The following is a 12,838-nucleotide window of genomic DNA, read 5'->3' as shown; positions in this document are numbered from 1 at the left end:
CTGTTATATCAATATTTGTTTTAAACTTTGTGAAATACAGCATGGTTTCACATTGGTTTCACACTTCCATTTTTCACAAAGTTGGAAATTAAATGTTGGCTATAATATTTGCCGCCAAATTAATGGCTGCCTCATGAGCATCCCTGCCCCAGCCTCTTTCATCATGCTTTTCTATGTCTTTAAGAGAATCTGCCGTAAATAATATTTGTGCAAAGTCGACCCCTCTAAATTGTGCACACGCAGCCATTGCTGCACATTCCATCTCTACACAAGAAGCTCCAAATTCCTTGGCCTGCTTTACTTTCTTGACTGTTTCCCTAAAGAAACCATCAGTAGTCCAGGTAGTTACTTCTTCAACCTTAAGACCTTCTTCATTCAGCAATTTTTTGGTCTTAGTTAAAAACTCTGACTTTAAGTCAATATACGTTCCTGGTTTCATATAATGAAAGGATGTGCCCTCGTCTCTAATAGCTTTTGTAGGCACTAGAAAATAGTTCTCTGGTAAATCAACTAAGCAGCCTGCTGATCCTATTGCTAAAATCTGTTTAACACCATAACTTATTAGCCAATCTAATAGCTCTACAGCAGCTGCAGCACCTATTTTTGCCTGACAAAAAGTAATTTTTTGTCCATCTAAATCAACCTCATATATTGGGGTTTCTCCTTCAAAGCAGTCAAAGAACCCAAGATTTTTATGAGGATAACGAGCCAAAAAATCACTGATTACATCAGGAGTTAAGAATGCGAACAGTAACTTAGGCTGAAAACGAAAGTTATTAATCTTTTTTTCATGATCTGGTTCTAAAACCGCCCGCGGTTCAGGATCAAAATTTAACAAAAATGGTTCTTTCATAGTTCTTTTCCTCATTAAAAATATTTTAATGAATATTTTAACATAAACAAAAAAGAATCACTCCTTTACGGAGTGATTCTCTTTTATTTAAGCGTGAATTAACGACGCTTTTCTGCGATTCTTGCAGATTTACCATGACGTTCACGTAAGTAGTAAAGCTTAGCACGACGTACACGACCGTGACGTAATACTTCAATCTTAGCTACTCGAGGGTCATTTACTGGGAAGGTACGTTCAACACCAACACCAGAAGCAATCTTACGTACAGTATAAGTTGCAGCAATACCTGCACCCTTACGCTTGATTACAACACCTTCGAACATCTGAATACGTTCGTGAGAACCTTCAACAACACGTACGTGAACACGAACAGTGTCACCAGCACGGAAGTCAGGAATATCATCACGTAATTGTTCTTTAGTTAATTCTTGAATTAATGGATCCATATTTTTCTCCTTCTTCGGCATTCATCAACGATTATCTACGCCAGCGGAACACCCATAACTATTAGTACATTACAATTGCACCTTTGTTATCTTAGCAAAGAGAGCTTGTAAAATCAAGCCTTTGTGTCTTCTTGTTTAATCTCTTCTAACATGATTTTTTCTTGAGAACTCAGTTCATAATTTTTCAGTAAATCAGGCCGATGCACGTATGTTGCTCGTAGCGACTCTTTATGACGCCATTCATCAATTTTTTGATGATTACCAGAAGTCAAGACAGCTGGGACCTTCATTCCCTCAAAATCTTCTGGTCGAGTATACTGCGGGTATTCTAATAAGCCATGTGCGAAGCTTTCTTCAACTGGAGAAGCTGCGTTACCCAAAATACCAGGTAATAGCCGTACAGTTGCGTCTACCATACTCATCGTTGGTAATTCTCCACCAGTTAAAACATAATCTCCGATTGAGACAGTTTCATCCGCTAAATCATAAACACGCTGATCAAAACCCTCATAATGGCCACAAATAAAAGTCAAATTATCTTCTTTTGACCATTCCTGTGCCATTTTCTGATTGAAAGTCTTTCCTTGTGGAGCTGTAATAATCACTTTACCTTTATTGGCAAGTGAGTCAAGTGCTTTTTTAATTGGCATAATCTGTAAAACCATGCCTGCACCGCCGCCGTATGGAGTGTCATCAACATGATGATGAACATCAGAAGTAAAGTCACGAAAGTTAACTAAATTTAGTTCCCATTTACCGTCTTCAAGACCACGGCCAAGCATTGAAGTTGTTAAAGGAGTGAACATATCCGGAAAAAGTGTCAGAATATTAACTTTCATCTCGCAAGCCCTCCAATAGTTCTACATAAACTTTTTTAGCGTCGACATCGACTTTTTTGACAACATCATCAATATAGGGGATTAAATACTCGTTGCCTGATTCTTCAGTAATTTCCCAAACGTCATTAGCTCCTGGAGTTTCAATTCCAGTGATTTTGCCCAAGTCACTACCATCTTGATTATCAATAACCGAACATCCTAAAATATCACGGTAATAATAATAGCCTTGTGGCAGTTCATGTTGTTCAGTCTCGCTAACAACCAAGATTTTTCCCTTGAGTAATTCTGCTTGCTCAATTTGATTAATCTCTTCAAATTGAATAAGCCAGAATTGTTTAAACGGTCTGCTACTCTTAATTGTCAATTCCGTTTGCGGATCATCTTTCAATGATAACTTGCTCCCAGGAGCAAACCGTTCATCTGGGAAATCGGTAATTTGCGTTACTTTGACTTCTCCAGTTAAACCATGTGTCGTCAATATGCGCGCAACGTCATAAAACTGCATCTTTTCTCCTAAATTTAAACCAAGAAAAAAGTTTGAAGCAAACTACTCCAAACTTTTTCTAACAAATTCAATTATTTGTTGAATTTTGATTCGTGCAACTTCTTCATTAAGCCAGCGCTTGAAAGAAGTGAACGTACAGTATCTGAAGGTTGTGCACCCTTCTTCAACCATTCAAAAATCTTGTCTTCATCAAGCTTCAATTCCTTAGGTTCTGAAACTGGATTGTAGTAGCCTACTTCTTCAATAAAACGACCATCACGTGGCATTCTTGAATCTGCAACAACTATTCTGTAGAAAGGTTTTCTTTTGGCACCCATACGGCGCATACGAATTTTTACTGACATAAATTAATATCCTCCTAAAACTTACGAATAATAATATAGCATGTTTTTTTGAGGGTGTAAAGCTTTTTCCCTTAACAGGTAAAAACTAAGAATGATAACGTTTGACCTTCATTCGCTTCTTCTTATTTTTCTTAAACTTCTTGCCCATTCTTCTCATTGCAATTCTTCCCATTGGTGAATCCATACCAGGAATATTCTCCATTCCTTTTAAATTCCCTTTGGTTATCTTACTCATCATGTCACGAGCTTGCTTAAACTGCTTAATCATTCGATTAACTTCAACAATCGGTCTACCAGATCCAGCAGCAATTCTCCTTCTGCGACTTGGATTTAACAATTCAGGATTTTCACGCTCTTCTTCTGTCATTGAAGAAATAATTGCTTTAACATAGACGATTTGCTTTTTATCAAAATTGACATTTTTTAGCTGAGGGTTATTAGCCATTCCAGGAATCATCTTAACAATCTGGTCTAGTGGTCCCATCTTTTCAACTTGTTCAAGCTGATCAACGAAGTCATTAAAGTCGAAAGTATTCTCCTTCATCTTTTCTGCTACTTCTTCAGCTTTTTTGGCATCGTAATCTTGCTGAGCTTTTTCAATCAGAGTAAGCATGTCACCCATGCCCAAGATTCTGGAAGCCATCCGGTCAGGATGGAATTGTTCAAGGTCAGTTAATTTTTCACCTTGTCCAGTATAAATAATTGGCTTTCCAGTCACAGCTCTAATTGATAAAGCTGCACCGCCTCGAGTATCACCGTCTAATTTAGTCAAAATGACGCCGGTAATATCTAGGCGGCTGTCAAACCCCTTTGCTACATCTGTTGCTGCCTGACCAGTCATTGCATCAACTACAAGCAAAATATTATCTGGATGTGCAACTGCTTTAACTTGCTCAAGCTCTTCCATCAATGGTTCGTCAATTTCTAGTCGACCAGCCGTATCGATAATGACATAGTCATTTTTATTTTGATCAGCCTGTTGCAGACCATTTTTTACAATTTGCGCAACGTCTTTTTCATCCCGCTGACTATAAACTGGAACCTTTAATTGATCACCTATTTGTTCAAGCTGATCAATTGCGGCAGGTCGGTAGATATCGCCCGCAATCAATAAAGGACGGGCTTTTTCTTTTTCAATCAGACGATTAGCTAGCTTACCAACAGTTGTCGTTTTACCGGTACCTTGCAAACCAACCATCATAATAATAGTAGGAATGTGCTTAGATTTGTTGAGTGTTGTGGCACTCTCACCCATCATTTTAGTCAATTCATCATTAACAATCTTAATGACTTGTTGACCCGGATTTAAGCTTTCTTGAACCTCTTTTCCTAAGGCTTCTTGCTTAATCTTTTTAATAAAGTCTTTGACAACCTTAAAGTTAACATCCGCTTCGAGTAAAGCTAGTCTGATTTCACGACTGGCATTATTGATGTCCTCTTCAGAAATTTTACCCTTACCAGATAAATTGCGTAGAGCTTTTTGAATTCTTTCACTTAGATTCTCAAACGCCATGAATTATTCTCCCCTCATTTTGTGCAATAACTCGTTAATATCATTTAAAGCTTGATTTTGCTGTTTTTCTTTAATTGCAATGGAAATTTGACCTAACTTCTCTTCAATCTCATTATAGTCTTTTTGCATATGCAGTTTTTCCTCATAATTGACTAGCAGCGTGCGGCAGCGCCGTAAGTTATCATAAACTGCTTGCCGTGAAACTTGATGATTCAGAGCAATTTCACCCAAAGAAAGATCATTATAATAATAATCTTCAAAATAACTTTGCTGGTTTTTAGTCAATAATTTTCCATAATAGGCGTATAAATCACCTAGGACTTCATTTTTTGTTAGTTCATCCATTGCGTTCACCTTGAACCAGTATAGCAAAAATGCGCGTACTTGACGATCTAGAAAGATGAGTTTACCTAAAAAATCCAATTAAAGTTTCTTGCATTCAAAGATAATAGCTTGTATCATTACGGTGCTATTTTGACTAAAAGGTAAGAATACAGTAATGACAAGCTTTTGCTTGTTAAATTTAATATAACACTAAGGAGATTTTTGTTTGAACTTTTGGAAAAAAATGAATCGGAAAGAAAATCCAGCCATTTATCAGGAAAAAGATGGTCACTTGGTCCGCACTTTAAAAGTCCGAGATTTTTTAGCTTTAGGTGTCGGAACAATTGTTTCAACCTCAATTTTTACCCTACCTGGTGAAGTTGCTGCCCTGCACGCGGGTCCCGCCGTTGCAATTTCCTGTGTAATTGCTTCAATTGTTGCTGGTTTGGTTGCATTTGCCTACGCTGAAATGGCAGCAGCAATGCCATTTGCAGGCTCAGTTTATTCATGGATTAATGTTATCTTCGGCGAATTCTGGGGCTGGATTTCTGGCTGGGCACTACTTGCTGAATATCTTATTGGAATGGCCTTTATCGCCTCTGGGCTTTCAGCCAATTTCCGCGCTTTAATTGCTCCACTTGGGTGGCAACTACCAAATGCGTTAGCTAACCCTTTAGGAGTAAACGGCGGCTTCTTTGATCTCATTGCCTTAATTGCGATTACACTAGCTGCTCTGATTGTTAGTTGCGGTGTATCTAAAGCTTCAAAAATTGAAAATGTTTTAGTTGTAACAAAAGTTCTGGCAATCCTTTTATTTGTTGTTGTTGGTCTAACCGCAGTACAAAAAGTTAATTTCATTCCCTTCGTTCCTTCATACCGGCCTACTAGCCACGGTGCTTTTGGGGGTTGGCAAGGAATATATGCTGGCGTTTCAATGATTTACATTTCCTTTTTAGGTTTTGACACAATCGCTTCAAATTCAGCTGAAGCAGTCAATCCGCAAAAGACAATGCCGCGTGGAATTATCGGTTCCTTGCTTATTTCAGTTGCATTATTTGTTGCTGTTAGTCTAGTTCTTGTAGGAATGGTCCCTTATCAACAATACCTTAATTCAGCAGAACCAGTTGGCTACGCATTAAGACAAACGGGTCATGGCATGGTCGCAGTTATTGTCCAATCTATTGCAGTTCTAGGCATGTTTACTGCTTTAATTGGCCTTTGCTTGGCTAGTTCACGTTTGATATATTCGTTTGGTCGTGATGGGATGCTACCTAAAAAATTAGGAAAATTATCGGCTTCTCGTCGTCCAACATGTTCGCTATGGACAGTTGCAATTATTGCTATCTTTATTTCTGCCTTCATACCGTTTACCTTTTTAACGCAATTGGTATCTGCAGGAACTTTAATTGCCTTTATGTTCGTTTCAATCGGAATTTATCGCTTACGTCCGCGTGAAGGAAAAGATATTACTGATCCAGCCTTTAAAATGCCATGGTATCCGGTTTTACCGTTCTTAGCTTTCTTAGGATCTTTCGCTGTTTTCTGGGGATTAGACATGCAAGCTAAAAAATACATGTTCTTCTGGACCATTATTGGGCTTATTATTTATTGCTTTTACGGAATCAGACACTCAACGATGGATAAACGAAATTAAATAGCATTAAAAAACCTCCTAGTAAAAACTAGGAGGTTTTTTCACTTATCTCTAAAAGTGACTTATAGATTAGCATCCATATTAAAGGTTAGCTTAGACATATTGATAGAATCAATCATCATTTGTGCCCATAATTTTTCTGAACGTTTTCTAGTATATGCAACGGTCTCTTGATTTGCCTTCGTTAAGTAAGCAGTCAATTCAGCTCCAGATTTTTCACCGGCACCTTCAATAACGTCATGTACACGGTGACGATAGTATTGGTTCAGTTCATTCAAGTAATCAGTATCTAACTGAACAAATTGTGGGTAATGACTCTCTACCAACGCTGCAAGTGACTTGTAGTACCACCAAGCGTCATCCATATTGTAATCCATTGAAGTATTGTTATATGAAGGATCAGTATCATTCATATTAGCAAAAAATGGAACAAATGGCGTGAATGTTGGTCCACCAATACAAAGCCACATTACAGCAGCCTTGTCGTCTGGCACATCATTTCTTATTTGTAAGATATGCGCATTTTGAGTACGATTAAGTCCAATTGGACGGAAGCGGTGCTTTTCTTCTTCAGTGCCCTTACCAAAAGGATCATATGGAGTGTTTTGATAATGACTACCTAAAACAAATTCGATATCTTCACGAGTGATTTTTTTAGCAGCACGTCTAATAAATGGCAAATCACCGTCTGTTGGATCTTGTTCAATCTCTGGATTAAAGTACTTTTGACCATACCAAACACGGTTAGTGTTGTAAAAACGATCTTGTTGACTGTAAGTACCAAAAATATGGCGGAAGTTCCAGCCTTCATGATCGACATTCAAATGATGTTCCTCAACAAACTCGCGAATACCGTCACTCCACATGAAGTTGTCAGTATCTTCAAAATCAACTTGCTCAATTGAAACACGATTAGCTGCTACAGCATATGCATCATCTGGTATACGTTCAGCTACCCAATGATGACCGGTAACTATTTCCATGTACCAAATTTCGTCTTTATCACCAAACAGAACAGAGTTTCCAGCTGGTGAACCATATTTAGCAATTAATTTCCCTAAGTACTCAACACCGTTTCTAGCAGAATGAATGTATGGCAAAACAACTGTCTGCATACAATCTTCATCAAGACCATCTTTTACAAGGGGATCATAGGCCAATGCACGTTCATTACCATAAGTTGATTCAGTACATGACATTGCAACATTTTCTTGATTAATTCCACTTTCATCGTAGTAACCACGATTTTTATAATCAACATTAGGAACTGCTGGAACTGCTTGAGCATCTTCTGGCAAATCCATTTCAAATTTGTTTAGCCAAGACTTAATTTTACGGCCCTTTTCACCTTTTGCGGCAGGTTCGATAATGAACTTCTGTGGTGTAATTGGACGAAAAGTATCATCGTTTCGGCAGATCATAGTCGAACCGTCAACAGAAGCATTTTTACCTACTAAAATTGTGGTACATGCGCTATATTCTTTCATCAAGTATCTCCTCTTTTTGTTCTATCTTTATATCTTAAACCAAATCGTGGAAAAGACCAACTGCATAGTCTGCGGCATCAAAATCGGCTAAATCACTTGCTTTTTCACCAAGACCAACCAATTTCACAGGTAATTTCATTTCGTTTCTAATTGCCAAGACAACCCCACCTTTAGAGGAACCATCTAATTTAGTCAAAACTAAACCCGTTAATTTAGTTGTTTTGTCAAAGTCTTTTGCTTGAAGTAATGCATTCTGGCCAGTTGAGCCATCTAAAACAAGCAACGTTTCTGTTGGTTCGTCAGGAGCTAATTTTTTAATTGTTCGCTCTATTTTTTCAAGCTCATTCATCAAGTTCTTTTTGTTTTGCAAGCGTCCAGCAGTGTCAACTAGCAAGTAATCAACTTGTTCGTCTATTGCTCTCTTAGTTGCATCATAAACTACCGAGGCTGGATCGGCTTGCTCTTTACTGGTAACAACAGGAACATCGACACGTTTACCCCATTCAACTAATTGTTCAACTGCACCAGCTCTGAAAGTATCTGCAGCAGCAAGTAAAACAGATTTACCTTCATCTTTAAGACGTTTGGCCAATTTTCCAATTGTGGTAGTTTTACCAGCGCCATTAACACCAACGAAAAGATAGATGTTAGTCTTGCCATCATCATGATGACTTAGTTTTTCGTTTTCGCTGTCACCATTTTGATCGTATAGCTCAACCATTTTCTCAACAATAACTTTTTTAAGATCATCGCGAGATTTAGCCTTTTGTAGTTTAGCCTCATCCCTCAAAGCATCGGTTAACTGCTCCGCCGTTTCGTAACCAACATCTGATTCAATTAACAGCTCTTCTAGATCATCAAAGAAGTCTTCATCAACCGTTCTGAATTGTGCAAAAAAGCGATTCAAACGAGCACCAAAACCTTGGTTCGTCTTCTCTAATCCCTTTTCATATAACTCAGTCTGACTTTCAGATTGTTGTTCTTCAGAACTGGTTTGATCCTCTACTTCATTTTCCTCATTATCTGTTGAGTCAGAATCAACATCTTCTTGGGCAGTATCTTCTTTATCTTGTTCAGTCTGCTCTTCCTCAGCATCGCTAGATTGATTCGAAGAATCATCTTCCGGATTTTCTTCTGCTGTTTCAGCTTCTTCTATGTTTTCGTCTTGTGCCGGTTCTTCACCATTAGCTGTTTTTTCACCGTTTTCTTCTTCGGCTTTCTCATCTTTTTTGGTTTCTTTATCTGTATTTTCATCTTCACCAAATAAAGATTTTTTTATCTTATCAAATAATCCCAAAGTTAATTCACCTCATCTTTTAGTTCTTTTAATGAAACCGAAAGTACCTGCGAAACTCCCGACTCCTGCATTACTACCCCATATAACTGATCCGCGCGTTCCATCGTTCCACGTCTATGCGTAATAACAATGAACTGAGTATGCATATCATATTCTTCCAAAAAGTTGGCAAACCTAGTTACATTAGCATCATCAAGAGCGGCCTCAACCTCATCTAAAACACAGAACGGAACAGGTTTATATTTTAGCATCGCAAACAATAACGTAATCGCAGTTAAAGCACGCTCACCACCGGAAAGTAAGCTTAAACGTTGTGACTTTTTACCAGGTGGCTCTGCCATGATTTCGATTCCAGTAGTTAACATATCGTCCGGATCAGTTAAAACAAGTTTAGCATTACCGCCGCCAAAAACTACTGGAAATAGTTGACTAAAGCTCTCAGCAACTGCGGTAAATGTCGCTTCAAATCTTGAACTAACTTCTTGATCCAATTCGGCCATCGATTCGCGTAAATTGTCACGCCCCTTGATTAAGTCATTTTGTTGATTGTTAAGGAAGTCGTACCGTTGCTTAACATTCTCATACTCTTCAATTGACTTTAAATTAACTGGCCCAATATCTTCAAGTGACATTTTGTGTAATTTTACACTCTTTTGAAGTTGTTCACGGGTTTCTTGACTATTTGGGCTTTGCGCCTGATTCAAAGCAGCTTCAAAACTCAAAGAATAATCTTTACTTAATTGGTCAAGTCGCTGATCAATTTGACTAGTTAGACGAGCAATCTTAACTGAGAAGTCTTCTTGTTCACTTGCTGCATCTTTGCGCAAATCATAGTTTCTACTTGCCACTTGATCGAGCTGATTAATCTTAGCATCAAATTGTCCCAGCTTTGAACTAAGATTATTTAAACTAGCTTGTAATTCTTCTTTTTCAATAGAGCCTTGCTTAATTTCTTCATCCATTTGCTTTTTCTTAGCCTGGTCTAGCTCGCCACTATGACTGAGGGAAGATAATTTTTCGGACAAAGACTTAAGCTGAGCTTGATGCTGTTTCAAGCTTACGGCCTTGTCATTTTCTTGTCTAGTTAAGTTTTCCAACTTATTAGTATAAACAGCAATTTGCGGATCTAATTCAGAAAGCTGTGCCTGAACTTTTTGATTAAGCTCGGTAAAGTTTTTGATTCTATCTTGTATCTTGCTAATTAATTCTTTTTGTTGGTCAATTTTTTTGACAAAATCAGCTTTTTGTTTTTCAGCTGACGAAATCTTTTCTTTAATCTTTGCAATTTGCACGTCACGTTCTTGTTGATGAGCTTCCAGCAAACGTTTGGCAGCCTTTAATCGATTAACTTCCTTCTCCTGATTTTGAAAAGAAAGAGCAGCTTCACCTAAGTCTCTGCTATATTCTCGTTCCTTGTTTTGTAGCTGAGTAATTTCTTCAGTTAAAGAATCACTAGAATCAGATAGTTCAGTAAACTGCACTTGATCCTTTGCCATTTGCTCTTTCAGTTGAGCAAGTGTTTTCTTTAATTGGTTAAGTTCAGAAACAGTCTGGAGCGGGGAATTATTTTTTTGATTTCGCGCTCCACCTGTCATTGAACCACCAGGCGAAATAATATCACCATCGAGTGTAACAATGCGATACCGAGCAACTCGTTGCCTAATCTTCATTGCATTATCGATTGTGTCAACCACAATTGTGCTGCCTAACAAATAACAGATTGCAGCACTAATATCTTCTTCAGTAGAGCTTTTGACAAGCTGGCTTGCTATCCCTTGATAGCCGTCATAAGATTCAACAATCTTAACTGTTGAGGAAGGTATTTCATTTACTCTTAAACCATCAAGTGGTAGAAAAGTGGCACGACCACTATGATTCATTTTTAATCGATTAATCGCATCCCGCGCACTAGTGCGAGAAATGGTGACAAGATCTTGAACTCCTCCACCTAAAGCAGTAGTCATTGCCGCTTCAAATTCAGCCGAAAAAGTAATTAGTTCTCCAACCGCACCAATAACTCCTGGAAAATCACTTAAGTTATTAAGCACATTTTTTACACCATAATAATAGCCTTCATGCCGGTTTCTAATGTTTTTAAGTGCTTCATACCTAGCATTAACCTGACTATAGCGCTGGTTATTATCACTGACTACTTGACGCAAATTAGCTAAAGTTGCTTGTTGACTAGCTTGCTTGTCAGTCAATTGCTTTACATCGGCTCTAGCTCTTTGGTGTTTTTCTTTTAATTTTTTTCCTTGTTCACGTAGCCGTTCAAGCTCACTATCCGCTTTTTCTAGCTGATTAACTACATCATCATTCTGGTAATCACTATCATCGCTAGTGCGCTTAAGTTCTGAATTTAAATAAACAATTTCATTATTATTAGAGGTTTGATCTTGCAAAAGTTGAATATAATCAGCTCTTAGATCGTCTAATTTCTTATTTAATTGCTCTGGATTTTCATCCAATTGCTCGGTTAGCTTAGTTCTTTTATCTTTCAGCTGAGCTTGTTCTTCAGCCAGTTCCTTTTTTTGTTGAAGTAGCGCCGCAGATTCTTCTTGTAAGTCAGCAATCTGCTTTTTTAGATCTGCTAGCTCCTTCTGATACTCTTTCTTTGTTGCTTCACTATACTGTTTGCTTTGCTCAGCAACCTGCAATTCAGTATTCAAATCAGAAAGTTTCTTTGTCAAAGCAAGTAGTTTTTCCTGAATTTGTTCGCGTTCATCATTTGCTGCTTTGTACTCTGAACGCTTGGCAGCAACAGCTGCTTGAGATTCTTTCACTTCACTATCAAGCTTTGATAAAAGAACTTGGTTTTGATCAGCTTTTTCTTGAACTGCCTTTTTTTGTTCATCTAAGTCTTCAATTTCAAATGCTAATAGAGTTTTTAAATCTTCATCTAAACTATCTTTTTGAAACTGATATTCCTTAGCAAGTGAGCTTTGCTCATGTAGCGGTTCAATTCGTTGTTCCAGTTCCTTGACCAAATCGTTAATTCTGATTAGATTTTCAGTAGTTTGGTCTAATTGAGCACTGGCTTCTTCTTTTTGCTTTTTAAAATGTAGTATTCCAGCAGCTTCCTCAAATAGACTTCGTCTTTCTTCCGGTCTGGAATTTAGAATCTGATCTACTCGCCCCTGTGAAATAATTGCAAGACTATCTTGAGAAATTCCGGAGTCCAGAAACAAAGCACGGATATCTTTTTGCCTAACACTACGCTTATTGATTAAGTACTCATTATCCCCGGAACGCAGTATTCTTCTGGTAACAATTACGTGGTCATCATCAAAATTGAGTTCACGTTTTTTGTTATCAAAAATCATTGAAACTTCAGCGCGATTAGCGGGCTTACGAAATTCACTACCTGCAAAGATGACGTCTTTCATATTTGACCCACGTAGTGACTTAGCACTCGATTCACCCATTACCCAACGTATTGCTTCAGTAATGTTACTTTTACCACTACCGTTTGGGCCAACTATTCCGGTAATACCAGTGTCAAATTCAATTTTAGTTTTTTCAGCAAATGATTTAAAACCATCAATGATAAGTTCTGTTAATGGCAAACACTTATCC

General features: G+C 37.9%; 11 protein-coding genes. 1 reads left to right on the top strand and 10 read right to left on the bottom strand.

Annotation, left to right across the window (positions count from 1 at the left end; all coding sequences use genetic code 11):
* Positions 1-88 precede the first annotated feature (88 nt).
* The 7 genes from H3R21_RS00805 to ylxM all read right to left on the bottom strand — a co-directional run bounded on the left by H3R21_RS00805 (position 89) and on the right by ylxM (position 4,845).
* On the bottom strand, positions 89-853 hold the full coding sequence (locus H3R21_RS00805) for a nucleoside phosphorylase (protein WP_198182366.1): 765 nt from the start codon (positions 851-853) through the stop codon (positions 89-91).
* Positions 854-951: 98 nt separating this feature from the next.
* On the bottom strand, positions 952-1,299 hold the full coding sequence (rplS, locus tag H3R21_RS00800) for a 50S ribosomal protein L19 (RefSeq protein WP_046307093.1): 348 nt from the start codon (positions 1,297-1,299) through the stop codon (positions 952-954).
* Between the two features lie 113 nt (positions 1,300-1,412).
* The gene (gene trmD / locus H3R21_RS00795; protein WP_198182365.1) at positions 1,413-2,138 is read right to left on the bottom strand and encodes a tRNA (guanosine(37)-N1)-methyltransferase TrmD; all 726 of its coding nucleotides are present in this window, start codon (positions 2,136-2,138) and stop codon (positions 1,413-1,415) included.
* Complete coding sequence (rimM, locus tag H3R21_RS00790; RefSeq protein ID WP_198182364.1) at positions 2,128-2,643, bottom strand: ribosome maturation factor RimM; 516 nt, start codon at positions 2,641-2,643, stop codon at positions 2,128-2,130. Before rimM ends, trmD begins: the two co-directional genes overlap by 11 nt.
* Before the next feature lie 71 nt (positions 2,644-2,714).
* Positions 2,715-2,987, bottom strand: coding sequence for a 30S ribosomal protein S16 (rpsP, locus tag H3R21_RS00785; RefSeq protein WP_046307097.1), 273 nt, complete (start codon positions 2,985-2,987; stop codon positions 2,715-2,717).
* A gap of 85 nt (positions 2,988-3,072) precedes the next feature.
* Positions 3,073-4,500 carry a signal recognition particle protein gene (gene ffh / locus H3R21_RS00780; RefSeq protein WP_109715585.1) on the bottom strand — a complete coding sequence of 476 codons (1,428 nt, stop codon included), beginning with the start codon at positions 4,498-4,500 and terminating at the stop codon, positions 3,073-3,075.
* A gap of 3 nt (positions 4,501-4,503) precedes the next feature.
* Positions 4,504-4,845: a YlxM family DNA-binding protein gene (ylxM, locus tag H3R21_RS00775; RefSeq protein ID WP_046307101.1), complete on the bottom strand. Its 342-nt coding sequence runs from the start codon at positions 4,843-4,845 to the stop codon at positions 4,504-4,506.
* Between the two features lie 205 nt (positions 4,846-5,050).
* On the opposite strand from ylxM, the gene H3R21_RS00770 reads away from it, so the two are divergent.
* Positions 5,051-6,478: an APC family permease gene (locus tag H3R21_RS00770; protein WP_198182363.1), complete on the top strand. Its 1,428-nt coding sequence runs from the start codon at positions 5,051-5,053 to the stop codon at positions 6,476-6,478.
* Positions 6,479-6,540: 62 nt separating this feature from the next.
* Here the strand turns inward: H3R21_RS00770 and H3R21_RS00765 are convergent, their stop codons facing one another.
* The 3 genes from H3R21_RS00765 to smc are packed head-to-tail and all read right to left on the bottom strand — an operon-like array spanning position 6,541 to position 12,828.
* On the bottom strand, positions 6,541-7,965 hold the full coding sequence (locus H3R21_RS00765; protein WP_046307105.1) for a C69 family dipeptidase: 1,425 nt from the start codon (positions 7,963-7,965) through the stop codon (positions 6,541-6,543).
* 34 nt (positions 7,966-7,999) lie between these two features.
* Positions 8,000-9,262, bottom strand: coding sequence for a signal recognition particle-docking protein FtsY (gene ftsY, locus H3R21_RS00760; RefSeq protein WP_198182362.1), 1,263 nt, complete (start codon positions 9,260-9,262; stop codon positions 8,000-8,002).
* A gap of 2 nt (positions 9,263-9,264) precedes the next feature.
* Complete coding sequence (gene smc / locus H3R21_RS00755) at positions 9,265-12,828, bottom strand: chromosome segregation protein SMC (RefSeq protein ID WP_198182361.1); 3,564 nt, start codon at positions 12,826-12,828, stop codon at positions 9,265-9,267.
* Positions 12,829-12,838 lie beyond the last annotated feature (10 nt).

The sequence above is a fragment of the Lactobacillus sp. W8172 genome (genome assembly GCF_016102055.1).
Classification (GTDB): Bacteria; Bacillota; Bacilli; order Lactobacillales; family Lactobacillaceae; genus Lactobacillus; species Lactobacillus apis_A.
Note: the sequence above shows the minus strand (reverse complement) of the source record. Positions and strands in the feature narration are given on the sequence as shown.

What these genes read in the sequence shown, in the direction of transcription:
- H3R21_RS00805 (WP_198182366.1), bottom strand. Translation starts at nt 853, where the DNA reads ATGAAAGAACCATTTTTGTTAAATTTTGATCCTGAACCGCGGGCGGTT.
- rplS (WP_046307093.1), bottom strand. Translation starts at nt 1,299, where the DNA reads ATGGATCCATTAATTCAAGAATTAACTAAAGAACAATTACGTGATGAT.
- trmD (WP_198182365.1), bottom strand. Translation starts at nt 2,138, where the DNA reads ATGAAAGTTAATATTCTGACACTTTTTCCGGATATGTTCACTCCTTTA.
- rimM (WP_198182364.1), bottom strand. Translation starts at nt 2,643, where the DNA reads ATGCAGTTTTATGACGTTGCGCGCATATTGACGACACATGGTTTAACT.
- rpsP (WP_046307097.1), bottom strand. Translation starts at nt 2,987, where the DNA reads ATGTCAGTAAAAATTCGTATGCGCCGTATGGGTGCCAAAAGAAAACCT.
- ffh (WP_109715585.1), bottom strand. Translation starts at nt 4,500, where the DNA reads ATGGCGTTTGAGAATCTAAGTGAAAGAATTCAAAAAGCTCTACGCAAT.
- ylxM (WP_046307101.1), bottom strand. Translation starts at nt 4,845, where the DNA reads ATGGATGAACTAACAAAAAATGAAGTCCTAGGTGATTTATACGCCTAT.
- H3R21_RS00765 (WP_046307105.1), bottom strand. Translation starts at nt 7,965, where the DNA reads ATGAAAGAATATAGCGCATGTACCACAATTTTAGTAGGTAAAAATGCT.